General features: G+C 60.3%; 20 protein-coding genes. 5 read left to right on the top strand and 15 right to left on the bottom strand.

What is annotated here, in order from left to right:
• From QP915_RS06880 to QP915_RS06870, 3 genes are all read right to left on the bottom strand, one after another.
• The coding region (locus QP915_RS06880; protein ID WP_284768794.1) for a VaFE repeat-containing surface-anchored protein at nucleotides 1-749 on the bottom strand (749 nt) is incomplete at its 3' end.
• A gap of 1,498 nt (nucleotides 750-2,247) precedes the next feature.
• The gene (locus QP915_RS06875; protein WP_284768793.1) at nucleotides 2,248-2,571 is read right to left on the bottom strand and encodes a malonyl-CoA-ACP transacylase; all 324 of its coding nucleotides are present in this window, start codon (nucleotides 2,569-2,571) and stop codon (nucleotides 2,248-2,250) included.
• Nucleotides 2,572-2,944: 373 nt separating this feature from the next.
• Complete coding sequence (locus QP915_RS06870) at nucleotides 2,945-4,237, bottom strand: adenylosuccinate synthase (protein WP_005325555.1); 1,293 nt, start codon at nucleotides 4,235-4,237, stop codon at nucleotides 2,945-2,947.
• A gap of 87 nt (nucleotides 4,238-4,324) precedes the next feature.
• Between QP915_RS06870 and QP915_RS06865 the strand changes: the two genes are divergently transcribed.
• The gene (locus tag QP915_RS06865; RefSeq protein WP_284768792.1) at nucleotides 4,325-5,197 is read left to right on the top strand and encodes a hypothetical protein; all 873 of its coding nucleotides are present in this window, start codon (nucleotides 4,325-4,327) and stop codon (nucleotides 5,195-5,197) included.
• On the opposite strand, the gene QP915_RS06860 is transcribed toward QP915_RS06865, so the two are convergent.
• Nucleotides 5,194-6,393 (bottom strand): FUSC family protein, encoded by a 1,200-nt coding sequence (locus tag QP915_RS06860; RefSeq protein WP_284768791.1) that lies wholly within the window; start codon nucleotides 6,391-6,393, stop codon nucleotides 5,194-5,196. The genes QP915_RS06865 and QP915_RS06860 overlap by 4 nt on opposite strands.
• Before the next feature lie 164 nt (nucleotides 6,394-6,557).
• Between QP915_RS06860 and QP915_RS06855 the strand changes: the two genes are divergently transcribed.
• Nucleotides 6,558-7,637 (top strand): HNH endonuclease signature motif containing protein, encoded by a 1,080-nt coding sequence (locus QP915_RS06855; RefSeq protein ID WP_284768790.1) that lies wholly within the window; start codon nucleotides 6,558-6,560, stop codon nucleotides 7,635-7,637.
• 101 nt (nucleotides 7,638-7,738) lie between these two features.
• Here the strand turns inward: QP915_RS06855 and fbaA are convergent, their stop codons facing one another.
• From fbaA to QP915_RS06810, 9 genes are all read right to left on the bottom strand, one after another.
• Nucleotides 7,739-8,773 (bottom strand): class II fructose-bisphosphate aldolase, encoded by a 1,035-nt coding sequence (fbaA, locus tag QP915_RS06850; RefSeq protein WP_284768789.1) that lies wholly within the window; start codon nucleotides 8,771-8,773, stop codon nucleotides 7,739-7,741.
• Between the two features lie 146 nt (nucleotides 8,774-8,919).
• Nucleotides 8,920-10,110: a glycoside hydrolase family 76 protein gene (locus QP915_RS06845; protein WP_284768788.1), complete on the bottom strand. Its 1,191-nt coding sequence runs from the start codon at nucleotides 10,108-10,110 to the stop codon at nucleotides 8,920-8,922.
• Nucleotides 10,111-10,164: 54 nt separating this feature from the next.
• Entirely contained in the window at nucleotides 10,165-10,848 is a 684-nt protein-coding gene (locus tag QP915_RS06840; protein WP_284768787.1) for a TrmH family RNA methyltransferase, read from the bottom strand.
• The gene (gene pyrE, locus QP915_RS06835; protein WP_005325539.1) at nucleotides 10,835-11,425 is read right to left on the bottom strand and encodes an orotate phosphoribosyltransferase; all 591 of its coding nucleotides are present in this window, start codon (nucleotides 11,423-11,425) and stop codon (nucleotides 10,835-10,837) included. Before pyrE ends, QP915_RS06840 begins: the two co-directional genes overlap by 14 nt.
• A 56-nt stretch (nucleotides 11,426-11,481) precedes the next feature.
• The gene (locus QP915_RS06830; protein WP_284768786.1) at nucleotides 11,482-12,855 is read right to left on the bottom strand and encodes a TtfA family protein; all 1,374 of its coding nucleotides are present in this window, start codon (nucleotides 12,853-12,855) and stop codon (nucleotides 11,482-11,484) included.
• A 94-nt stretch (nucleotides 12,856-12,949) separates the two neighbouring features.
• Nucleotides 12,950-13,807, bottom strand: a complete 858-nt coding sequence (locus tag QP915_RS06825; RefSeq protein WP_284768785.1) for a sulfurtransferase — start codon at nucleotides 13,805-13,807, stop codon at nucleotides 12,950-12,952.
• Between the two features lie 56 nt (nucleotides 13,808-13,863).
• Nucleotides 13,864-16,419 carry an ATP-dependent chaperone ClpB gene (gene clpB / locus QP915_RS06820; protein WP_284768784.1) on the bottom strand — a complete coding sequence of 852 codons (2,556 nt, stop codon included), beginning with the start codon at nucleotides 16,417-16,419 and terminating at the stop codon, nucleotides 13,864-13,866.
• Nucleotides 16,420-16,508: 89 nt separating this feature from the next.
• Nucleotides 16,509-17,900: a TetR family transcriptional regulator gene (locus QP915_RS06815; RefSeq protein WP_284768783.1), complete on the bottom strand. Its 1,392-nt coding sequence runs from the start codon at nucleotides 17,898-17,900 to the stop codon at nucleotides 16,509-16,511.
• 351 nt (nucleotides 17,901-18,251) lie between these two features.
• Nucleotides 18,252-19,625 carry a sodium/glutamate symporter gene (locus QP915_RS06810; RefSeq protein ID WP_284768782.1) on the bottom strand — a complete coding sequence of 458 codons (1,374 nt, stop codon included), beginning with the start codon at nucleotides 19,623-19,625 and terminating at the stop codon, nucleotides 18,252-18,254.
• Nucleotides 19,626-19,804: 179 nt separating this feature from the next.
• Here QP915_RS06810 and QP915_RS06805 point away from each other — a divergent pair, with 179 nt between their 5' ends.
• Nucleotides 19,805-20,977, top strand: coding sequence for a 2-polyprenylphenol hydroxylase (locus QP915_RS06805; RefSeq protein ID WP_284768781.1), 1,173 nt, complete (start codon nucleotides 19,805-19,807; stop codon nucleotides 20,975-20,977).
• On the opposite strand, the gene QP915_RS06800 is transcribed toward QP915_RS06805, so the two are convergent.
• Nucleotides 20,974-21,789, bottom strand: coding sequence for a carbon-nitrogen hydrolase family protein (locus QP915_RS06800; protein ID WP_284768780.1), 816 nt, complete (start codon nucleotides 21,787-21,789; stop codon nucleotides 20,974-20,976). The genes QP915_RS06805 and QP915_RS06800 overlap by 4 nt on opposite strands.
• A 91-nt stretch (nucleotides 21,790-21,880) precedes the next feature.
• Between QP915_RS06800 and QP915_RS06795 the strand changes: the two genes are divergently transcribed.
• A complete protein-coding gene (locus tag QP915_RS06795) occupies nucleotides 21,881-22,144 on the top strand; it encodes a hypothetical protein (protein ID WP_284768779.1) in 264 nt (87 codons plus the stop codon).
• A gap of 8 nt (nucleotides 22,145-22,152) precedes the next feature.
• Nucleotides 22,153-23,307 (top strand): alpha/beta hydrolase, encoded by a 1,155-nt coding sequence (locus QP915_RS06790; RefSeq protein WP_284768778.1) that lies wholly within the window; start codon nucleotides 22,153-22,155, stop codon nucleotides 23,305-23,307.
• A gap of 16 nt (nucleotides 23,308-23,323) precedes the next feature.
• On the opposite strand, the gene exaC is transcribed toward QP915_RS06790, so the two are convergent.
• Nucleotides 23,324-24,844, bottom strand: coding sequence for an acetaldehyde dehydrogenase ExaC (gene exaC, locus QP915_RS06785; RefSeq protein ID WP_284768777.1), 1,521 nt, complete (start codon nucleotides 24,842-24,844; stop codon nucleotides 23,324-23,326).
• Between the last annotated feature and the right edge of the window lie 274 nt (nucleotides 24,845-25,118).

The raw sequence follows: 25,118 nt of genomic DNA, 5'->3' as shown, positions 1-25,118 counted from the left end.
ACCTCATCAACAATCTTGGCACCAGCAACAACCTCATGAGAACCATCCTCAAAATCAGCATTCGTGCTGATCTTCGGAGTCTTCTTAGAAGTTACAGTCTGATCCTCATCATCGATGTCCTTATGCTCAGCAATCTCATTCGGCTGGTCATTATCAGGGGTGTCCTCACCGAACTCATCGACCTCAGTAGAAGTCAACTCCTCAAACGCAACCGCAGCCTCAACCGGCTCAGTCACATCATCGTTGACGGTGATGGTGACAGGCTCCTTGCCCTCGGACTTCTCCGGCTTAAAGGTAGCTTCACCCTTGCCCAGGACAGTCTTGCCATCATCCTTAGAAATGAGCTCAGCCTTCAGAGTGTATTCCTTACCCGGAACCAGACCCTCATAGGAAACCTCATCAACAATCTTGGCACCAGCAACAACCTCATGAGAACCATCCTCAAAATCAGCATTCGTGCTGATCTTCGGCTCAAGCTTCTTCTCCTGCTCGCTGGAAGTAGGGGTCGGTTCCGGATTAGGAACTACATCAGTAGTTTTGCCTGGAGTCGGCTCGTCAGTATCCTCCGTGGTGGTTTCCTCAGAGTCAGACGGCTCAGAATCAGAAGTCGTCTCGCTAGAAGAAGTCTCCCCTTCCGGATTCTCAGAGGTAGTCTCTTCGGTCGTATTCTCGTCGGAGGTCGTCGGCTGCTCGGAGCCGCCGCCGTTATCCGGATTGTCCGGAAGACCAGGCTGGTCCGGGGTGAACACACGCTGATTACCCTTCAGCGAACCGTGATCCGAGGTCAACGTACCTCCAGGACCAACGATAGTAATATAAGCGTCCTCAGGAGCCTTTGGTATTGAAACCGACGGATCTTTTTCGAGAATAAACGCTCCCTTGTCAGGGCGATTAGGATCTCGCTTGATTACGAAGCCAGTTAGCTGAGTGAATTCTTCTGCACTGCCTTTATAGTTATCCCATAATGCACTGGCGTCACCTTGCGAGCTGTGCGTCGGGTTCAAAATGTGCTCTCGAGTATCATTTCGAGCACCTCCGACGTATTTTCCATTGTCGACATTACTACCAATTAAAGCGGCTAGGTACACAGAATAGTTCGCAACAGTCTGCTTTTCACCACGCAACATTGCGTTATGCATCTTTGTTGCGACGTTAATAGCAGCATCGCGATACTCAGGCTCAATCGGTGCTTTACCAGCATTATTCCTGTCATAGGTTTTGCCGGTATTGATCGGCTGCTTCAGTACAGGGTCAATACACCAAGCCCAACCAACGTTCATTTTTCTGTCTGAACCGTCAGGCTCGCCCGTCCAAACCATCGTTCCCCAACTAGGGGAATCTTCTTTAGCGATTTGAGGCAGACCCTTATTGGGCTCGACAGAGAATCGCCCATCCCCGTCTTGCGCCTCCGCCCCAGGAACGGTGATCATGGCCGCAATTACCGCAATTGCAGCGAGCACTGCGGTAAAGACCATCCGCCCCTCTCGGGATATATTTCTTAACTTACTCATTCTTTCCTCTTCAAGCGGTACAAATGCTTACATTCGTTTTCCTGTACAGCGAGTGTTTTCGCTGAGCAGAACCTGAAATTGAGACTTGAACACACTGCAGTTAATCAAGGTTTTGAACCCACATCTGGATTAACTCTTATTGTGCTCTCAGGATAATATCACGGGAAAATTTAAGGCGCCAGTCAGAAAGCTTTAGAAAACTGCAGGTTATACAGGATTTCTAATTTCATACCCACAGGTAGATATACTTATTTCCACGGTTAACCTAGTGTTAAATACATATGTTCGACGTACCCTAGGCCTTTCTTAAGGTTGGGACACCATGCCAATGACTTAATCAATACTAAGATTAGCTTTAACAATACCCATGTAAATACTTCTATACGCTGCGCTTTATCTAATTTCATGCAAGTTTGAGAGGAGGGGATTGCGCGCAATTTCTTCGCGCTACTCCGCTACCATTCATAGAAATTTGGTGTTACAGGTGTGACTGGAGAGCATTCGATAGGGTTGCACACACGTTCAACATCTTAGAAATGTAGTAATCATTAACCCTATTGCCATTCACCTTCAAAAAGGTATATGTGAGCGAAAACTCTGCCCAGGGTCGTCACAATCACACTTAGGAACCCCGAACAGGGAGTGAGGGAGAATTGGACAAAGTAAAATCCGCACGGGCATCGGCAAGCGGATGCTTTACCGAGGCCGCAGTGCGGATCCTGGAATGAACTAGGCCTTAAAGAACGGCAGTAACCTGGTAGCCCTTTTCCTGCAGGAGCTGGGAAACCGCCTCAAAAGTATCGCCATCCTTGTCCGGGTTGTAGGTCTCCGGGTTCAGGGCAATATGGGCGGTGTCGCCTTCGTAACGGACGCTGATGAAGTCGTAGCCGGCTTCGGCATGGGCGGCGTCGATAAGCGCCTGCACGTCGTCGGTGTTGCCCTGCCCAGCAACGGCAACCTGCTCCTGCTCAGGAGCCGGCGCAGCCTCCTGCGCCGGGGCGCCCAGGCCGAAGAAGCCCATAATCGTGGCTAGCAGGCCGCTCACAAGCTTGATAATCATTGAAGTAACTCCCTGTGTAGTAATACGCGGGAATAGGGCCCGCGAAAGCTGAAAACTCTCAGTACTTAAAGCAATCTTAACTTTAGCTTAGTATCTAGTTACGTTCAACAGGGAAAGCCTTAATTCACCAAGTCATGAGCTTGTGGGCGGTTAAGGGTCGATGAAAACGCCACAGCGCCCGTGCTCCGTCTCAATGACGGGACACGGGCGCTTTCACTCAATTAGGTCTCAATCCCTTAGAGGGACCAAGAGCTGGATAGGGATAGGAACCTTTGCTGTCTGCTTGGAGGGCTAGAAGAAACATCGTGCAGAGAGCCAGTTCAGCTGTGCTAGAGAGTGGGGCTCTCACCCCAGGCTAATAAGGACTACATCCTTACTGGTCTTCCATCACATCATGACGAATGATGGTCTGGTCGCGGCCCGGACCAACGCCGATATAGGAGATACGGCAGCCAGACAGCTCTTCCAAGCGCAGGACGTAATCCTGCGCCTTCTGCGGCAGCTCCTCAAAAGTGGAGCACTCCGTGATGTCCTCATCCCAAGCCGGCATGGTCTCGAAGATGGGCTCGGCGTGGTGGAACTCGGACTGGGTAAGCGGCAGTTCGTCATAGCGCTTGCCATCGACGTCATAAGCCACGCAGATCGGGATCTCGCCAATGCCGGTAAGAACGTCCAGCTTGGTCAGGAAGTAATCGGTAAAGCCGTTAACGCGGGTGGCATAGCGCGCCACAACGGAGTCATACCAACCACAACGGCGCTTGCGGCCGGTGTTCACACCAATCTCGCCGCCGGTGGTCTGCAGGTACTCGCCCCACTTATCAAAGAGCTCGGTGGGGAACGGGCCGGCACCCACGCGAGTGGTATAAGCCTTGATGATGCCCAGCGAGGTCTTGATGCGCGTTGGGCCAATGCCGGAGCCCACGGAAGCACCACCGGCGGTCGGGTTAGACGAGGTCACGAACGGGTAGGTGCCGTGGTCCACGTCGAGCATGGTGGCCTGGCCGCCCTCCATAAGCACGTGCTTGCCAGCTTCGAGGGCTTGGTTGAGCTCCAGCTCGGCGTCGATAACCATCGGGCGCAGGCGGTCGCGGTAGCTCAGGAAGTACTCCACAATCTGGTCCGCCTCGATGGCCTTGCGGTTGTACATCTTCACCAGCATCTGGTTCTTGATATCCAGCGCGGATTCCACCTTCTGGCGCAGGATGGACTCATCAAAAATGTCCTGCACGCGGATGCCAATGCGCGCGACCTTATCGGCGTAGGTCGGGCCAATGCCGCGGCCGGTGGTGCCGATAGCGCGCTTGCCCAGGAAGCGTTCCTGCACGCGGTCCAGGGTCTGGTGGTACGGCGCCACCAGATGCGCATTGGCGGAAATCTTCAGGCGCGAGGCGTTCGCACCGCGGGCCTCAAGGCCATCAATCTCATCAAAGAGCGCCTCAAGGTTGATCACTACGCCATTGCCCAGCACTGGGGTGGCGTTCTCGGACAAAATGCCGGCCGGCAGGAGCTTCAGCTCGTATTTTTCGCCGCCTACCACGACGGTATGGCCGGCGTTATTACCGCCGTTCGGCTTGACCACATAGTCAACCTTGCCGCCGAGGATGTCGGTCGCTTTGCCCTTGCCTTCGTCGCCCCACTGGGCGCCGACAATGACGATCGCTGCCATTGTTTAGTCACTTCCTCATAATTGAAGCCAAAATACTCTCCAACTTTACACTTTCCCGGCGCAAAAAGCCCGCGTAGCATTGTCCGCATGCGTTTTTTGTTCCTCCGTTGCGGTGCCCCGGGCGTGGCCATGCCTGCCGACGCCCATGATCTCTCCCCCATCCCTACCCGCAAAGAGCTCGCGCTTATCGACGCCTTCCTCAACCCCCTCCTCCCCACAGACCCCACTCCCTCGCTCGATGACATCGCCGCGCAACCCGACGTCCGCCACCTCGGTGCCCCCGAACCTGCCCCACAGGCCCCGCACTTAGCTGAGCCCGCCCGCATCGTCGTCGCCGGCTCCGATGCCGCCCTTTCGGCCGTGCTGACCCGCCTCATGCGCTCCGACCGCCTCTGGGCCGAAGTCGCCTTCATCCCCGTCCCCTCGGCCGCAGCCTCTGCCCCCTCAACCACCGCGCCGGCCGCCTCCCCCGCATCCGCCACATCCGCGGCCGCGCAGAACTGGGGACTCCCCACCTCCCCGGCCGAGGCTCTCGACTTCGCCCGCACGGCCCCGGTCCGCCCTGCGCCGCTCATCCGCAACGATTCCGGCCTCGCCGTCGCAGGCTCCGCCACTATTTCGGACGCCGCAAATGGCTCTTTCACCGGCGAAATCATCATCGACGACCACACCCTAGCCGCCACTTCCCCCAAAACCTTTGGCGCGCGCCTCGTCCCGATGACCGACGCCCCCGGCATCCTCGCCGCCCGCGCCACCTCCCCCGTCGAGTCGCAGGGCCGCCTGCGCTCGCTCCTGCGTAAGCCCGGTCAGCTCGACCCCGAATCCGTCAGCACCGGCCGCGCGGTCCAGGCTGGCGGCCCGCAGCTGCGCGTCATCGTCGATTCTGTCCCTCACAAGCGGCCGGTGACCCGCGTGACGTTCTACCGCCACCTGCGCGACCTCCAAATCGTCCGCCCTTAGTCCTCGCGCCCCCACACCTCCGGCGGGTAGGCCGGGTGCTGCGAGGTCGGCACGAGGTGCGCCACGGCCGACTCGCGCGAGAGACCACACACCATCAGCATGTCCACCACGATGGAGCGCGTTTGGCCCAGAATCATATAGGCCGAGAGCGTGCCTTCTTTATCGATAATGTCCAGCCCGGCGCGCCCGCCCACGATGCGCAGGCGTTGCACAAGGTCCGGAATCTCAATCGCCTCGTCGTGCCCGTGCTGTTTGCCTTGGCCGTAGAGCTCGCTGATAGCGAGGATGACGTCGGAAAGCTCATCGAGCAACTCCAGCTGCTCGTCCGAAACCTTATCGCGGTCCTCCGTCAGGCCCAGGGCCTGGCGCGAGAGCACGCGTACCCCGCGCACCGCGTTATCCACCGGCATGAGGATGCGCTCCAGCGAGCGAATGCTGCGCCGCGAGGCCCACAACAGCGGCGAGACCTCCGAGGCCTCCCTACCCGATTGCGCCGCGCTCAGCAGAGTATTGATGCTATTTTGCGTACCGCGTACCGCCTCGCGCGCATCGCGGATGACGGCGGGGTCTTGGTGGCGGATGCCATAAGTGACGTCGGCAAGAATGCTCGAGGCAATTTTTAACACCTTCGAGACCTCGCGCCGCGCCTCCACCAACGGAGAATTGGGAATCAGCGCAATGGTGATAAGGCCAATGCCAGAGCCAATCATCGCGTCAATCGCGCGGTGCAGGCCGCCTGGGCCCTCTGTGGGTGGGAAAATCGTGGCGATCAAAATTGCACCGAAGACAATCTGGTTGGTCACCAGCGGCGACTTGGTCAAAAAGGAGCCCACCACCAGGCCCGCGCCCACAATGAAGAAAATCTGAAACGGCCCCTGCCCCACAATCTGGAAGAGCAGGTCGCCCACGGCCACGCCAATGATGCCGCCAATCGACATCTCCAGCGCCTTTTTCATCCTGTCCCCGCCCGAAAGCCCCAGAATGATGACCGCGGAAATCGGTGCGAAGAACGGCTGCGGGTGCCCCACCACATCGCCGGCCACCCAGTACGCGAGCGCCGCGCCAATGGTCGCCTGGATGATGTAGACAAACCGCGAGCGGATGCGGTTTACCCGCGAGAGCACCGAGCGGTCAATCACCCGCAGCTTTTGCCGCGTTGAGACTCTTTCCTTCGCTTCCGACATGCCTTCCAGCATAGAAGACCGCCCTTACCATCGCCGCCGTCCCCGCGCATCTCGGCCGCCGGCCGGCTTGTGGATAGCTCTTGCCGACGCCCCCTTTCCCCCACCTATCCACAATTTCTACCTCCCCGGCCGCGCACCGCTTGTCCGGCCCTCGAATCCCTTTTAGCTTCGGCCGTGTGAACACCGAATTTCTCTTGCTATGCCGCCGCGGCGTCGACCTCGTCGCCGAATTTCAGGGCTGCTCCGAAGACTCGCTCCTCGAGGCCGGAGCCAGCCCCCTTCTGGCTGCCCAGCTCGCCCGCCTGCAGCACGTCTATTTCGGCCGCACGTCCAATACCCGCAAGCAGCGCCTCGCGCGCGACGCCGCCCGCACCCGTGCCCACGACCTCGCCACGCTCGATAGCATTGAGTCCTATACCCGCCGCGTGCGCGATACCAACCGCGCCTGGGACCTGCGCCTAGAACTCTGTCGCACCGAGGCCCGCCTCATCCCCTCCGTGGCCAAGAAGCTGCTCAAGCAGCTCAATCCTCCCCGTCGCCCCGAACCCGGCGTGCGCTATACCCGCCGCCCCGACGGACCCCACACCATCTCCATTACGGCCGATCCTACCGATATCGCCGATATCAAGGGCGTGCTCTCCTCCGTCAACAAGGACGATCCCCTCGCCGCCGCCAAGAAGGTCCTCCTCGAGGGCAACCCCGGCGCGCTGCCGGCCGTGCACACCAACGTCATCCTCACCTTGGACCAGCTCGACCGCATCGTCGCCGCGCCTTCCGACGCCTCCGATATCACCCTCCAGCTCACCAACGGCGCCCGCATGACCGGCGCGCAACTCGTCGCCCGTGCCTTAGCCCAGCGTGGCTATGTCAGCCTCGTTCACCCCGAGCACGGCCCGGTGAACCTGTATCGCACCGAGCGCATGGCCACGTGGAAACAGCGCATGCTCGCCGCGGCCGAGCACCCCGTGTGCGCGTGGCCGGGCTGCAATATGCCTGCCGACGACGCCCAAGTCCACCACCTCACCGCCTGGTCCGCCGGCGGGCCTACCAACCAAGAAAATCTGGTCACCTTGTGCGCGCACCACAACGCCGTCAACCAAGATGACCCCTCCCGACCCACGGAGCGCGGCCGCATGGTGCGCATCGACGGCCGCGTCGCCTGGGTACCGCCGTGGAGCAACACCCCACGCTTCGTCCCCAGCCCCGCTCGGCCACCGAATCCCCACCCTGAGCCATCCCGGCCCTGGCCCCGCTAGTAGCGCTCGTCGGCCGGACGACGAAGGCACGAAAAAGCCGCCTCCCACGCAGGGAAGCGGCCAATTCAGCGTGCCTTTTACGAGGCTGCCTTAACTGAAATCTACTTGGAGATGGACTTGCCCACAGAGTGCAGGTCCTGGCAGGACTCGATGACGCGCTCGGACATACCCTGCTCTGCCTTCTTCAGGTAGGAGCGAGGATCGTAGACCTTCTTGTTGCCAACCTCGCCGTCGATCTTGAATACGCCGTCGTAGTTCTCCATCATGTGGCGAGCGATCGGGTTGGTAAATGCGTACTGGGTATCGGTGTCTACGTTCATCTTGATGACACCGTAGCGCAGAGCCTCTTCGATCTTTTCCTTCTCGGAGCCGGAGCCGCCGTGGAAGACGAAGTCGAAAGCATACTCGTCCTCACCCAGGCCGAGCTTCTTCTGTGCGACCTTCTGGCCCTCGAGCAGGACCTCTGGGCGAAGCTTCACGTTGCCTGGCTTGTAGACGCCGTGAACGTTGCCGAAAGTAGCAGCCAGCATGTAGCGGCCCTTCTCACCGGTGCCTAGAGCATCGATGGTCTTCTCAAAGTCCTCTGGGGAGGTGTAGAGGTTAGCGCCCGCCTTGGCCTGGACGCCGTCCTCTTCGCCGCCGACGACGCCGATTTCGGCCTCGAGGATGACGTGAGCGTTCTTAGCCTTCTCCAGCAGCTCCTGTGCGATGACCAGGTTCTCGTCGATTGGAATAGCGGAGCCGTCCCACATGTGGGACTGGAACAGTGGGTTCTCACCGCGGTCGACGCGCTCCTGGGAGATTGCCAGCAGTGGGCGGACGTACTCATCGAGTACCTCCTTCTGGCAGTGGTCGGTGTGCAGCGCGATATTCACGCCGTAGTGCTTGGCGGCCTCATGAGCGAATGCGGCCAGTGCCTGAGCACCCTTGACCTTGTCCTTCAGTGCCAGGCCAGAGCCGAAAGCGGCACCGCCGGTGGAGAACTGGATGATGCCGTCGGACTCGGCCTCAGCAAAGCCCTTCAGAGCTGCGTTAATGGTCTCAGATGAGGTGCAGTTGATAGCTGGGAACGCGAAGCCGTTCTTCTTCGCGGTATCCAGCATCTCGTTATAGACCTCAGGGGTTGCAATTGGCATGAGTTTCCATCCTTAAAAAGTGGGTTTGTGGTCAAACACGTTCCAGCACCCAAGTATGCCCGTTTCACGGAAATTCTGCCGCAAAAACCGTGTGACATTTTCGACCCGCTCATTTCCGGAGCCAATCCCCCTCTGAAAAGCGTGGATTATTTAGACATGTGCCGCGTCACGCGAGCGCAGGCCTCCATCAGCATCCACCCGGATAGTTGCACGGACAGATCACGCTCGTCCACGCGGATGATGCCGACCTTCTCACTCATGGTGCGCCGGCCGAAGCCGTAGTTATGCGGCAGGCGCGCATCGGACAACCAGTCGGATCCGAAAATCGGCAGGCCGTCGACCTCGAGGCGGTGCTCCCACACCGACTCGGCTGAGGCCACCACCATGCGCGCGGCCAGCTTTTTCGTCGCGCGGTTGGCGGGGGAATCGCCGGGCAGGCGCACAGCGACGTCGGCAAGATAGCGCATCAAAATTCCCTTAAACAGGCCACCGTCGCCATCGCCGGTCTCCCAGTCCACCACGCCCGAAGGCGTAGCCATTCCCGAAGCCATGGTCTGCACCAAGCCCCGGATGCGGATGATGTAATCCATCATCTCGGAAGCCATCTCGGCCTCGTGCACGCTGTCGATGTGCTCCAGATCGCCCACGCCGGCCTTTTCCCGCAGCGCCAGCACGATTTCCAGGCACGCGCCGAGCACTACGCCCTGGCAGTAGGGGTGGATGTTTTTTACCACCTCAGGGCCGTCCATGCGCATGCGGACGCCGTCCATGATGTAGCCGTCGTCGTCAAGCAGGTGGTCATAGATCCAGTCAACGATGTGGCGCGCTTCCTCGATGCGCCCCATCCGCGCGAGCATGATGGCGCCCGGGCCGTTGGAGGGCACGTTCATGAAATTCTCGCCCAGGCGCCACGGCAGCACGCCAAGGTTTTCATCGAGGCCTTCGTGGATATTGCGCTGCAGGGCCGCTAGTCGCTTGGGTGTTTTTGCCTTTTTCAGGCTCTCCACACGGCCGAAGGCCAGCGCGAGCCAGGCCTTGTCGTCGTAGTACTTATTCTTTGTCAGCTGAGCGAGGTTGCGGATGCGAATGCCGCGCAAGGTGTCATAGATGCGGTGGCGGCGCACCTTGGTGTTATTGCGCAGCGCCGCATCGACGAGGCAGTCCAGGTAGTGGGCCTGCCACCAGTAGTGCCAGTGGACAAAGAGTTTTTCCTTCGTGGTGGGCGGCCAGCTAACCACCGCTAGATTGGTGCGAGGCAGGCCCCACACAGAGTGCGCGTGGCGCTCATTGATGGCGGCCTCTGCGAGTTCGGCGCGGTGAGCCCATTTTTCTTCCACGGTTCCTCAATCACTCCAGTCGCACGGGTAGATACAGCTAGTGTAGCGATCTTCCTACCAAGAATTTTCCAGATCGGCGTGCTGGCGGATCCAGGCGTGCATGGCGATGCCGGCCGCGACACCCGCGTTGATGGAGCGGGTGGAGCCAAATTGGGCGATGGAGCAGGTCATCACCGCGGCATCTTGGGCTGCTTGCGTCACGCCGGGGCCTTCCTGGCCGAAGAGCAGCAGGCTGCGCTCCGGCAGCTCGGCCGTTTCCAGGGGCACGCAACCGGGGGTGTTGTCGATGGCAACGACGGTAAGGCCTTCCTCGGCCGCCCACACAATAAGCTTCTCGACGCTCTCGTGGTGCATCAAGTGCTGGTACCTATCCGTGACCATTGCCCCGCGGCGATTCCACCGCCGCCGGCCGACGATGTGCACGGTATCGACGGCGAAGGCGTTGGCGGTGCGCACGACGGTGCCGATATTGGCGTCGTTTTCGAAGTTCTCGATGGCGATGTGCAGGCTATGCCGACGCTTATCGATGTCCCTTTTAATCGCTTCCCTGCTCCAGTAGCGGTAGGCGTCGACGACGTTTCGCCGGTCGCCTTCGGCAAGCAGCTCTGGATCGTATTTCGCGGCCTCCGGCCCTTGCGGCAGCGGACCTTCCCAGGGGCCTACGCCATGGCGGCCCTCGTTCCACTCGGTCGGGCCCTTGGCTTGGTCGGCCGCGCCATCCGCGTTAGGCGAGGTCAAGGTCGCCCAGGCCCAGCAGGGAGCGGTACTCGAGGCCTTCTGCGGCGATGACGTCGCCGGCGCCGGTCTCGCGGTCCACAACGGTCGCCACGCCCACGACCTCGGCGCCGGCCTCGCGCAGCGCGGCCACGGCGGTCAGCGGGGAGTTACCGGTAGTGGTGGTGTCTTCTACGACAAGAACCTTCTTGCCTTCTACGTCCGCGCCTTCGATGCGGCGCTGCATGCCGTGCTTCTTGGCTTCCTTGCGTACGACGAAGGCGTCGATGTCGCGGCCCTCGGCATGCATGATGGAGGTAGCAACCGGGTCGGCGCCGAGAGTCAGGCCACCGACGGCCGCGAAATCCCAATCTGCGGTCAGCTCGCGCAGCAGGGCGCCGATAAGGCGGGACGCTTCGTGGTGCAAGGTAGCGCGGCGGAGATCCACGTAGTAGTCAGCTTCCTTACCTGAGGACAGGGTCACCTTGCCGTGGACGACGGCCAGTTCCTTGACCAGTTCGGCGAGGCGGGCCTTCTTCTCGGCGTCCAGGTTCTGGGCGTGCGCGTTCTGGGCGTTGGTGGTGTGAGAATCCACAGTCATCTGCTCCTTGTTGTGGTTCGGGGGGCGGCGGCCGGCCGCCGGTATCGGACTCTAGGCTACTCTTCCCGGCGCGGGTCCGATTCCTCGGCCGCGCGGGGACCGTCGATGGTGGAGTCGGCGGAGGGGCTGTCAAAGATGGAGGCGGCACGGAACTGCTGGCGCGGCAGGCGGGCGGTGTGGGAATCGGGGGTGGGGCGCTCGCGGCCGTCGGCAATGGCGTCTACTTCGTCGCCGCCGAGGGCACTGTGCTCGACTGGCCCGCGGGTTTCAGAATAGGCCCGAGACGGCATCTGCAAAGGCTCCTCTGGGCGCTGAATGACCGGTCGCTCGAATTCGGGTGCGCCTGCGGTCGGCGCGCCGCCGACGGCCTCGACGATGGGCTGGGCGGGAATCTCGCGGGCTGGATCCAATTCCTCAAGGCGCACGACGTGGGTGGCCGAGGTACGCGGGGGCAGGACGCGGGCGGCGTCGGCAAGCAGGGCGAGAGGCGGCAGCATCGCGTCCCATTCCGCGGATCGCGCCTGCTTCGTGGTCTGCGCCAGGGCCCACTCTGTTTCCATCCACAGTGCGGTAACAGCCTCGGGCATTTGCTGTAGGGCGACGTGGACGCGCTCGTCCACCATGCGCTCGGTCACGGCGCTATCCGAGGAATACACATCGAATCCCTCGATGGTCATGGCCAACAGCAGGTCCTCGGAAGCCTTCGCGTCGTCGCGATCGAAACGACGGAAGTCCACCACCATGTCGGAGGCTGCGCCGGTGCGCATAGCCATGACGTTGACGCCATCGATATCCATCAACAGCATCTCGTGGCCGTACACGTTACCGGCGACAATGTCTTTGGGAGCCGCGCCCGAGGAGGCCACTCCCCTGGTCCATTCGTCTACGAGGTAAGGGTCGGCCTTCATGAATTCAAATCCCTTGGCTTCCGCCCAATTGCGGCGCTCGCGGCGCATGGTTCCCGGCAGAATCGGCCGGTGACGCGCGTGGGGCTTGGAAGGTGCGGGGTGCTCGCTCGCGGTCTCGTGGCTCGGCTGGTGCTCCGGTTCGGGGGTCGGTTCACGCTCGGGGGCCGGCTCGGGGTCGTCAATTGGCTCAGGTTCTTGCTGGGACGGGGTCTCGGTCGCGGGCTCGGGAGTGGGCTCCGGTGCGGGAGCTGACGCAGCTGCTTCGGTGGCCGGGGTAGCCGGGTCAGCGGCAGGGGCACGCTCGGGGGCCACGCTCGAGGCCGAATCGGCAGGCTCGGCCGGGGCAGCGTTTTCGGGCGCGGCGTCGGTGGATGCAGAGTCCGCGGGGGTGGGATCCACGGAGCTGGGGTCTGCGTCGGCGGAGGGTGTAGGGGTGGAAGTGCGCTGTTTGCCGTCGTAAAGCAGCAGGGCACCGCCGGCAATGCCGAGAAGAACCGCAAAAGCAAGGATTAGAAAAGCCATCACCCCACGATAGTAGTAGGAACGAGCAAGCCCTCAGCGCTCGGCGCGCGGACGCGGGAGGCTGAGGGCGAAGGCGAGGGGCGGGCTGGGGCGATTAGCCGTTGACGGTGAGGCGGTCGCCGCGCTCGACGGGGTTGTAGGGGTTGGCAGACCACTGGGACCAGCCACCGACATAGTGGCGCAGGCCGGTGAAGCCAGCGTCTTCCATGGCGGCCAAGGCGAGGGCGGAGTGGTTGCCGGAACCGGAGTAGATGATGGCGCCTTGGACGTTGTCGGGGGTGAGGCCGGCGTCGAAAAGCACTTCGCGGATTTCGCCCGTGGACCTCCAGGTGCGCAGGCCATCGTTGTGGAAAAGGCGCTCCGGCACGTTGACGGCGCCGGGGATGTGGCCGGCCTTGAGGTCAAGGTTCTCGCGGCGGCCGGCGAAGCGGTTGCGAGTGCGGGTATCGATGAGCAGGCCATCGTGGTTTCGCACGTCATCGATGGTGGCCACGGGCATCTGGCCGGGGTTGACCTCGGCGGTGGCACCGACGGCGAAGTTGCCGGGGCCAGTCAGCGTGGTATAGCCCAGGTGGCGCCAATTGGCTAGGCCGCCGTCGAGGATGCGGACGTTGTCCAGGCCGACCCAGCGCAAGGTCCACCAGGCGCGGCCGGCGAAGAGGCCACGGCCTTCGTCATAGACCACGACGGGACGGTCCTCGCGGATTCCCCACTGGCGGAAGTGCTCCTGCAACTTATCTGGGTCCGGCAGCGGGTTGCGGCCTACCTGGGAGCCGGGCAGGCCGGCAAAGGAATTGGCGGTATCGCTAAATAGTGCCGTCGGGATGTGCAGGGAGGTAAATTCGTTATAGCTCTGGCGCAGCTGCGGCTGCCAGTGGGTGGCCAAGAGGGTGAAACGCTCGCCGTGATAAATGGATTCGCGGAGTTCTTGCGGGGAGACCAAAATGCTCATGCCCCCGAGTCTAGGGGCATGAGCAGGATTTGGCGCGGCGGGCGCTGCGCGGCCGACTAGCGGGCGGCGATGTCTAGCTCGGCGCCGCCATCGGCGACGTCCACGTGGACGGTGTCGCCATCAACGATGTCGCCGGCCAGGAGCTTCTTGGCGAGCTTGTCACCAATGGCCTGCTGGATGGTGCGGCGCAACGGGCGGGCACCATAGGCCGGGTCATAACCGCGCTCGGCCAGCCAGGACTTGGCGGAATCCGAGACCTGCAGGGTCAGGCGGCGGGCGTCGAGGCGCTCGGACAGGCCGCGCAGTTGGATGTCGACGATGCCGCGCAGTAGCTCCTCAGAAAGGGGCTCGAACATAACCACATCATCGAGGCGGTTGATGAATTCGGGCTTGAAGGCCTTCTTCACCGCGTCCATGGTCTCCTCGCGGGTGCCGCCGGCGCCCAGGTTGGAGGTCAGGATGATGACGGTATTGCGGAAGTCGACGGTGCGTCCTTGGCCGTCGGTAAGCCGGCCTTCATCCAGGACCTGCAGGAGGACGTCGAAGACGTCGGGGTGGGCCTTCTCTACCTCGTCGAAAAGCACGAGCGTGTAGGGGCGACGGCGCACGGCCTCGGTGAGCTGGCCGCCAGCCTCGTGGCCGACGTATCCCGGAGGGGCACCGACGAGGCGGGAAACGGAGTGCTTCTCGCCATACTCGGACATATCGATGCGCACCATGGCGGATTCATCGTCGAAGAGGAAGTCTGCCAATGCCTTCGCCAGCTCGGTCTTGCCCACACCGGTGGGGCCGAGGAAGAGGAAGGAACCGGTCGGGCGGTTGGGATCGGCCACGCCCGCACGGGAGCGGCGAACGGCGTCCGATACGGCAGTGACGGCTTCCTTCTGGCCGACCACGCGGTTGCCCAGCACGGATTCCATATTGAGCAGCTTCTCGGTCTCGCCCTGCAACATCTTGCCGGCCGGGATGCCGGTCCAGGCGGAAACGACCTCCGCGATGGTGTCTGGGCTTACCTCCTCATCGAGCATCGTATTGCGCTGCTCGACGGCTTTGACCTCCGCGGCCGCGAGATCCTTTTCCAGCGGGGGGATCTTGCCGTAGTTGATCTCGGAGGCGAGTGCGAGATCGCCGTCGCGCTCGGCGATTTCGGCTTGGCGGCGCAGGTCATCGAGTTCTTCCTTGATGTTTTGGACATCGTCGATGGCCTTCTTCTCGTTAGCCCAGCGGGCCTTGAGCTCGCCCAGCTTCTCGCGTTGGTCCGCGAGCTCACCCTGCAGGGTAGCCAGGCGATCCTGGGAGGCGGCGTCAGATTCCTTCTTCAACGCCAGCTCTTCGATCTCCATGCGGCGAACGATGCGCTCAAGCTCGTCGATTTCCTGCGGGGAGGAGTCGATCTCCATGCGCAGGCGGGAGCCTGCCTCATCGACGAGATCGATGGCCTTATCCGGTAAGAAGCGGTTGGTGATGTAGCGATTGGATAGCTCGGCGGCCGATACCAGCGCAGAGTCCATGATGCGCACGCCGTGATGCACCTCGTAGCGCTCCTTCAAGCCACGCAGGATGCCGATGGTGTCTTCCACGGAAGGCTCGGCGGCGTAGACCTGCTGGAAGCGGCGCTCGAGGGCGGCGTCCTTTTCGATGTACTTGCGGTACTCGTCCAGGGTGGTGGCGCCAACCAAGCGCAGCTCGCCGCGGGCCAGCATGGGCTTAATCATGTTGCCGGCGTCCATGGAGCCGTCGCCAGTAGCGCCGGCGCCAACGATGGTGTGCAGCTCATCGATGAAGGTGATGATCTCGCCCTCGGAGGACTTAATCTCATCGAGCACGGCCTTGAGGCGTTCCTCGAATTCGCCGCGGTACTTCGCGCCAGCGACCATGGAACCTAGATCAAGGCTGATGAGGGTCTTGCCCTTGAGGGACTCGGGGACGTCGCCAGCCACGATGCGGCGGGCTAGGCCCTCCACGATGGCGGTTTTGCCCACGCCGGGCTCGCCAATGAGCACCGGGTTATTCTTCGTGCGGCGGCTGAGTACCTGGACCACGCGGCGAATTTCCTGATCACGGCCGATGACCGGGTCGATCTTTCCCTCGCGGGCACGCGCGGTGAGGTCCGTGGCGTACTTTTCTAACGCCTGGAACTGGTCCTCTGGGTTCTCAGAGGTCACCTTGGCGGCACCGCGGACGGAGGGGAAGGCGCCCTTGATGGCGTCATAAGTAGCACCGCGGCCGGTAAGCAGCTCGGCGGCGTCGGTCTTGGAGCCAGCAATAGCGGCGAGCAGGACCTCGGTGGAGACGAATTCATCGCCCAGTTCACCGGCCAACTCCTGCGACTTGGTCAAGACATTAAGTCCATCGCGATTAAATTGCGGATTGGCCATATTGGCGCCCTCTGCCTTCGGATACGAGTCAACGAGCTCACGGGCTTCTTTGAGCACGGTATCCGGATCTACGCCAGTGGCTTTAAGTACTGGCGCGGCGATGCCGCCTTCTTGGCTAAGAATAGCCGCCAGCAGGTGGGCGGGGCGGATATCCGGATTGCCATTAGACGAGGCGGTTTGCAGGGCTTCTTGCAGGGCTTCCTGTGTTTTAGTGGTCGGGTTAAATGAGTTCATGTGTGCGTTGCTCCTTCTAAGTTTTATTCACCCCACTGTAGGGCTTCACTTAGCACAACGCACCCAAAGTTGAGTCTATTCCACTCAACCTATGGGAGGTTTTTGTCCACCAACTGCAGACCATGCGCCACCGCAAAGAAGGAAGAGGTCAACGCCTGGGAGAAGAGACCCCACTTCAGGTCATCCTCGTACTCCCTGAAGTCTCCCAAAGCGCACAGATGGGATACGCCGTCAGCACCCGCCCACATGGCCAAGGCACTCAAGTAAACCAGCTGATCTGTCGGCTGAATTCCTGCTTCCATAATGAATTCGCGCAAAAGCTTCATCATGATGGCAAAATTTTCCGTCATACCTTCATGCGGGCTGCCGTCACCGCTATGCGGAACGATCGACCCATTAGCTAGGCCGATAACCGCGCAGAACCGTTCAGTATGGCGAAGCGAAAAATTGAAATATACAGAGGCCACAATATGAAGGCGATCCACGATAGCGGTATCCGCCGGCAAAGAACCGATTGCCTTTTCAAACATCTCGGCCATTTCCAGGGTCACTCGCTCTTCGGCATACTCCCGCAGCGCGAAGTCATTGTCGATCACGGAGTTGAGAAAATTCGTAGTGGTATTCAGCTCTTGAGCCACCTGCTTGAAGAAGGAACGACTAACGCCTTCTCGAGCCACCACGTGGAGCGCCGTTTCAATAATTAGATCCTTGGCCTTTTCAAACTCCAAGGACTCAACGCTCTGAGGGGAAACGAGTGGACGATCTTCCCACTGCCCCATTGCCCGCTCTACAATTTCGCGCGCGGAATACATAATTGGCCGACGCTCTGGAATATCTTTGGTGGCAAACCAATCAATAATCGCTTCCAATACCAGCTGGACAGTCTGCCTCAGGTTGGCAATGCGAATGACCGAATGCTGGAAACGGACCACGCCCTTGGTACTGAGATGGCTTAGGCCATGAATAATTGACCAGATTGCAAGAGCAATGCGACCAATATCGCCAAGGGCAATATCTTCACCCACAACGGCGCCCTGTTCTTGAGCCAGTTGCTTCAGCACGTTTACTACGAAATCTGCGCCCGAGTTTCCAGTATGCGTACCTTTGGCCATATTACATACCTGAACATCATCCAAGGCCGGGTATCTCTCAAAGAGATAGCCATAAAGCTCTGGCTGTTCCTGGCAATAGAAGAAATACCCTTCACCCAAGGCCTCCAAAATCTCTGCGACACCCGCGCCTTCGGGAAGGTGATCCACCACTTTTTTAATGTAATTGGTTAAACGCCAATCCAGAAAATTGGGCATCGCATCAAGGATCTCTGAGCTGGAAGAGAACTCTTCCTCAATATCCGAGAGTGGGCGCTGCAAGGATTTTGCAACTTCCTCCAAGGTTACTGCAGGTTCACCTCGCGTCCCAGCGATATCTAAGGCCGCTTCCAAAATTTCTACTCGCGCGGAAGCGCCGTCCAGCTCATACATTTAGTTCCTCATCAAGACAGAGATTGATTCCCTGAAATTATAACAAATTCTAAGGTAAATCAATACCCACTAATGGTTAACGCTTCAAGTGACTCCAGATTTTAAATGTGAACAGTAGTAACAGCAGGGTCAATCCCCCAGAAAGGTCAATGCAATCATTATTTGTTTATATAAACATAGCCTGAGAATACTTAACGTTTAGCGGTTTTCCTTAACCTTCTACACCGAGGGGCGGCAGTGCAGGAGTCAACATTTCGGCTGTCAAGACACACTTAGAAGGCACAGTCTTGATAAGAAGGCCCCGCCACAGGTTCTGCAGCGGGGTTGGCAAGGGGGCGTCGGCAAGCGCGGCTATGCTTGCTTCTGTCCTACATGGCCGATGCCCTCTTGGAAGATAGTGCCGCGCGGCGGCATAAGGCGCATGGCCTTGAAGGCAATGTAGACGCCGATGGAAATCGCCAAGGAAATGGCGCCGAAGACGCCGGTAAATCCGTACATGACAGCCATGGGCGCGATGATGGTCCACGAGATTTCGAAGGGACCGAAACCGATATAGGCCATGCCGTATTCGGACAGCGTGCCGGACTTGAGCTTAGGATCCACAATCTTGAGGATGGCGATGCCGGTCGCCACGGTGGCGGTGGCCCAGCCCCAGCCAAAGATGCCGCGCTCGATCCAGCGCTCACCAAAGAACTCGGCCGGGAACCACAGCAAGAAGAACACGCAGAAGATGGTACCCAGGACGAAGAGCAGGAGAAGTGCCTGCCAATAAGAGGCAATAGCGGCTGGGACGATGGCAGCCACGCCGAAAGCGATGAGGTAGTCCGTGGCCGCGCCAGAAATGGAGGAAATGGAGTCCTTATCCAGATAATCCTCGGCGCCGACGAAATTCATGACCGCACGGAAGAGAAGGCCCACCACCATGGACATAGCAAAGAGCGGCACGGAGACGTTTTCCCAGATGCTGCTCAAGCCCTGGTTAATGCCGTAGGCGGTCATCACGGTCAGGATAATGAAGCCGAAGTGCAATGCGAGCGGCTCGATGGAGGAAGGGTTGGTGGTAGCGCGGCCGAGCGACGGGCGCTCATCGATGTTTTTGATGTAGCCGCGACGCAGCTCTTCCGGCAACTCCTTCGGCACGTGGGAAACCTTGCCCTTGCGGATGCCCCAGTTGCCGGCGATTACGCCGCCGATGATTGCGGCCAGCGTGCCGACGGTCGCGGAGGTAAAGCCGAGCGAAGACGCGGCATCAGCGCCCACGCCCTCCAGCGCGCCGCCCACGGCCGCAGCAGTACCGAAGCCGCCGGTAAAACCGACGGGCAGCATCATGCCGAACCAATTCGGGGTATCAAAAAGCGGCGCAAAGAGGAAAAGGCCCAGCACGATGAACAGGCCCCACTGGCCCGTGAACATCATGGTGGAAAAGCCCCACATATTGCGCGCACCCTTGCCCATGTTGCCGCCCACTTCCATGGAGTAGGCCATAGACGCAAAGACCACCGCAATGAGGATGGAGGTGTAATCACCCAAGTTATCGGAGAAATTGATCCAGCCCAGAACGTTTGGGCCAACCACCAAGCCAATGAGGCCGGCGGTAATCGGGGCAGGTAGCAGCAGGTCCTGGAAGATGAACTTCACCTGGTGACGCAGGACGTTGCCGATGACCATGAGCAAAGAAATCCAGCCCACATCTAGCATGAGCGTATATGCGGAAAAATCTTCCATGGGGACCCTTTCTAGCTGTGCAATTATGGCGACTTGCCCCCGTTAGAGGGCAGACGGATAGGGAATACAATACCTTCCGACAAGTGAGCCACAACATAGGCTCCCGTTTTTCACCCCCACTACACTTTCAGTAGGTAGCTCGACCCCCGGTAGGGCGCTGACTATTAGGATGATGTGACATGTGGGAATTGGGCGAGCATTTTCGAAATTACGCAGACGAGTACCGCGATGCGGTCCACGAGCATTTCTTTAACGCGGTGCCTGAATCCCGGCAGATTTTTGCCCTGTCCATGCGCGATACCCATACCTCGATGGTGCCTGCGCTGGCGTGGGTGATTGAACATACGGAGCCTGGGGAGCCCCTGCTTGCCGACGTCTCCGCAAAGCTCACCCAGCTCGCCCGCGATCACCGCCGGCATGGGTTTCCGGCCGAAATCTACTCCCGCTTCGACGATGCTCTCGTAGCAGGCCTGCGGGTTTTGGCGCTGACGCAGTATCAATACAACTTTTCCTGCGACGTCATCCACCAGGTATGCGCCACGATGGCCGACGCCGCACGGGAATCCGACGCCGCCGGCGAAGCACCGGCGCACTCGGCGCAAGTGGTAGCGGTGGATCACCCCACCCGCGAGACATCCATCATCCGCGTGGAGGCTGGCCTGGCTGTGCCCTACCAACCGGGGCAGCACTTTCCGGTGACCACACAGTACTTGCCCGGGCAATGGCGGATGCTCACCCCTGCGCAGCCTAGCGACGGGACCGGTCAGCTGATCTTTCACGTTTCCACCGCGGGCGAGGCTTCCCGGTCCCTCGCGCACGCGCAGCCCGGAGACTGGTGGACCTTGGGCCAGCCCGCCGGCGGCATTAGCCTCCAGAACGCGGGCGCAGGTGAACTGGTCATCATTGCCTACGGCACCGGCTGGGCCACAGCCCGCTGCGCGGCGCTCGCCGCGCTGGGCGCTCAAGACCGCAGCCGAGTACCGCGCCTCTTTGCCGTGGCGGGCAGCCCCGGCGCCCACTATGACACCTACTTCCAGCAGAACCTAGCAGCGCTCGGCGTACCGGTGCGCCGCATCGTGCGGGAAGAACAAGACCCGTGGCTGCTCAATGCCCGCGAATTGGCACCCGGCGCCGACTATGTAGTCTCCGGGGAACCGACCGATGTAGTAGTCAACGAGGTGGAGTTATCCACAGGCACTCCCCCGCGCTTCTTGCTCGTCGGACCGGCCGAAGAGGTTGTGGAAGGTGGGGAAAGGTTGGTTCAAAGGGGCGTCGGCAAGCAGCACATCGACCTCCTTAGCTGGGGCCGCGATGGGCGCTGGCAGCCGGAAGACTACGCGGCGCTGGCCTAGTCCGCAGTGGCCACGACCGGCAGGGCGCGGCGAGTTTTCGCTACCTCATTCGGATCGATGTCGGCATAAAGGATGTCATCCTCGTACCCGGCCTCGGCCATGCGCACGCCATTCGGGTCAACGATGGTGGAATGGCCAATGCCCGTTGGTCCGGAGGGATTGCCCGCCTCCGCCTCGCCGCCCGGGCGCGATTGGCCGGCCGCGAGGATATAGCTGGTGGAGTCCAAGGCACGCGCGGCCGTGAGCAGGCGCCATTGCTCCAGCTTTCCGGGGCCGTCCGCCCAGCTAGTGGGCACTACAATGAGTTGCGCGCCCTGGCTGGCCAGCTCCTTAAACTGCTCCGGGAAACGAATGTCATAGCAGGTGGCCACACCCACAATAAGGTCATCTACATCGAAGGCCACCAGCGATTCGCCAGCCAAGACCGTATCCGATTCGCGGTAGTCAAAGGCATCATAGGTGTGGATCTTGTCGTAGCCACCCAGCACACCAGGGCCGGCTATGAGCGCCGTATTGGTCACGCGATTAATGGTCTTGCCCTCGCGCTCCACGGTATCGGCCGGGCAGAACATGCCGGCCACGACGGTGACCTCGAGCTCCTCTGCGAGCGCTTGGATCGCCGTGGCGAACGGGCCTTCGAGCGTCTGTGCCTGCTCATCAAGGCGCCCAGAGCGGAAATTCTGCGCCGTGGCCTCCGGAAGCACGATTAACCGCGCCCCGTTTCCGGCCGCCTCACGGATCTTGGCAAGCGCCAGTTCCTGGTTTTCGGTGACATTACCGGTGGACGTTAACTGCACTGCTGCTACCTTCATGCCTCCCAAAATAATGAAGCAGGGCGGAGTTATCCACAGGCTGCGTCTTTACCCCTAGCGCGGCGTTGTGCGGTCCATCAGGCTTAGGGGCATGAGTTATGTAGAAATTCCCACGCACCTGCCCGATTACGTCCGCTCCCTCATGGCGCGTCCTCCGCTGCCACCGCCGACGGCCGCGCTCGATACCGCCTGCCGCACCGCGGCTGCACTAGAACGAGTCCGTGCCACCTGGTCCAGCGCCGTGGCCGCAACGGAGGACGCCACGACCGAGCAATTGCGCTCCATTGACGCCTTTCTCGGCACTGCCGCTGGGGTGGATTCCCGCCTGGGCCATGCACTGGGAGATGCGCGATGACCCTATCTATGGCTTTAAGACATGGCGCCAGTACGTTGCACAGCGAACGCGCTGAACTGCGTTTTCGATTTTTAGATGCGCACCAGGATTGGCGCGGCCTATCACTGGGTGGCCCCGCCGGTGACGCCGCCCGCACAACTTTGGCGGGCTACACCGACTGGCTGACCCAGCCGCTGCACCAGATGGAGCAGGTTGCCACCATCCTTGAGCGCCACGCCAGCCTGCAAGCCCGCCGAGAAGAACTCGAAGACCGCATCATCGCATTTCTAGGACAAGTAGATGAGCGCAGCGGGGTCGCTGCCAGCGCGGCTGGGCTGTTGTTAAATCAGGTGCGCGCACTCGGTGATTCCCTCGATTGGTTGTGCGCCCAAGAGATCGATGCGCTGTGTACACCTGCTGGCGTGGAACCGCCCGCCCGGTTAGCGGACTATTCCGATCTTCCGTTGGATACAGTCCACGAAATCAACCTCGCCCAAGCCAGCGAGCACGTATCTCAGCTAGCCAGGCAGAACCCGGATATGCGGGTGCTAGAAACTAGCGACGGACGGCTCGTAGCCATGGTGGACCCCGGCGGTTTTCGGACTACGCCGGCATCACTTACCACCTTCGTGGAAGGAGTTCACTCCTCCGATCCAGAAACCTGGCAGCGCGCGGTAGACCGCGGCCGCAATCTAGCTAAGGCCAGCGGCGGGCCGGCAGTGGTGTGGTTGGGCTACCAGGCGCCGTCCTCCCTACCCCGTGCGGTCCACGCCACTCCTGCGAAAACTGCCAGCCAAGAACTCGCCCGGTTTCAGCGCTCGCTCGGTACACGCTATCCGCAGGCCAAGCGCACCGTAGTGGGATATTCCTATGGTTCTGTCGTCACCGGGCACGCCGCAAAGCAAGAAAGGATTGCTGAGGACGTAGTGCTCGTCGGCAGTCCCGGCACCGGCGCTGGCCACGCCTCAGAACTGCATGGCCGCATCTGGGCAGCCACAAATGCCAACGACCCCATCGCTATTACGACGGGGCCTCACGCCGGCATCCATGGCCCCGATCCCACCGTTGATACCTTTGGTGCCACTCCCCTTCCCGGCGCGGATGGCCTCCCTGGCGATCATGGTTCCTATTGGGAGGACACGCGGTTCTTGCGTGGCCTAGGCCAAGTGGCGCGCGCGAACTAGTCCGAAGGGTACGGCCTTAGAACAGACCAGCCGGTTGGTCCGAATAGGAGACCAACATATTCTTAGTCTCCTGATAGTGGCCCAGCATCATCAAGTGGTTCTCACGGCCTAGGCCAGATTCCTTGTAGCCACCAAAGGCGCTGTGCGCTGGGTAGTCGTGGTAGTGGTTTACCCACACGCGGCCGGCCTGGATATCGCGGCCCGCGCGGTAACAGATGTTTTGGCTGCGCGACCATACGCCGGCACCAAGGCCGAAGTTGGTGGCGTTAGCGATTGCGATCGCCTCGTCATAGTCCTTAAACGTAGCTACGGAGAGCACCGGGCCAAAGATCTCCTCCTGGAAGATGCGCATGTCGTTATTTCCCTTAAACACGGTGGGCTCGATGTAGTAGCCCTTTTCTAGGCCTTCCACCTTGTTCACGTGGCCGCCCACAAGAGTCTCCGCGCCTTGTTGCGGACCAATCTCCAGGTACTGCTTGATCTTGTCCATCTGCTCCTGGGAGGCCTGCGCGCCCATCATGGTTTCCGTATCGAGTGGGTGACCAATCTTAATCTTCTTGACGCGCTCAACGGCCAGTTCCAAGAACTTATCCGCAATGTCTTCGTGCACCAGCGCGCGAGATGGGCACGTGCAGACCTCGCCTTGGTTAAGGGCAAACATCACAAAGCCCTCCACGCACTTTTCCAAGTAGGAATCGTCTTCATCCATGATGTCTTTGAAGAAGATGGACGGGGATTTACCACCCAGTTCCAAGGTAACGGGGATGACCTTGTCAGCGGCAGCCTTGTTGATGATCTTTCCTACCGGGGTAGAGCCGGTGAAGGCGATTTTGGCAATGCGGTCCGAACCGGATAGTGCCGCACCGGCTTCATCTCCCAGGCCATTGACGATATTGAGCACGCCGTCAGGAAGAAGATCACCGATGATATCGATGAGCAACAGGATGGATGCTGGTGTCTGCTCAGCCGGCTTCATGACAATGCAGTTTCCAGCAGCCAGCGCTGGCGCAATCTTCCAGGCGGCCATGAGCAACGGGAAATTCCACGGGATAATCTGGCCAACGACGCCGAGCGGCTCATGGTAGTGATAGGCCACGGTGTCCTGGTTGAGCTGGGAAAGCCGGCCCTCCTGGGCGCGGATGGCGCCAGCGAAGTAGCGGAAGTGATCCACGGCTAGCGGAATATCAGCGGCCAGAGTTTCGCGTACGGCCTTGCCATTCTCCCAAGTTTCCGCGACCGCAATCTTTTCCAGGTTTTCCTCGATGCGGTCCGCAATGCGATGCAGAAGCAATGCACGCTCGGCCGGGGTGGTTTTACCGAAAGTTTCGAAAGCCTTTTCCGCAGCGTCGATAGCCAGGTTAATATCGGCTTCTTTGCCGCGAGCTACCCGGCAAAATACCTCGCCGTTTACTGGACTGATGTTGTCCATGTATTCACCATCGACGGGCGCCACCCACTGGCCGCCGATGTAGTTGTCATAGTGTTCGCGGTAGTCAACGATGGAGCCTTCGGTTCCCGGGGCTGCATACAGGGTCATGGTGCGTGTCCTTTCCTGGAGAAGATTACAGGTGAAGGTGTTACACAACACTATTACCTATCTCTGTGTTGCACATCACCTGCCTGCTAGTCATCCTAACCCTAAACTTTGCAATGCGCACTGATTACAGTTACCCCCTTTGCAAATATTCACATGCCACCGCGAGTACGTAGGCAGAAGAAAACCCCGCATCCAGCGTGAACTGCTCCCCATTAGTTGGACTGAGAAATCAGTTACCTACTAGTGGGGAGCAGTTGTATGCATACACGTAGTT

It is taken from the genome of Corynebacterium sp. MSK158 (assembly GCF_030229085.1).
In the GTDB taxonomy this organism is placed as follows: Bacteria; Actinomycetota; Actinomycetes; order Mycobacteriales; family Mycobacteriaceae; genus Corynebacterium.
This window is presented reverse-complemented; position numbering and strand designations above follow the sequence as displayed.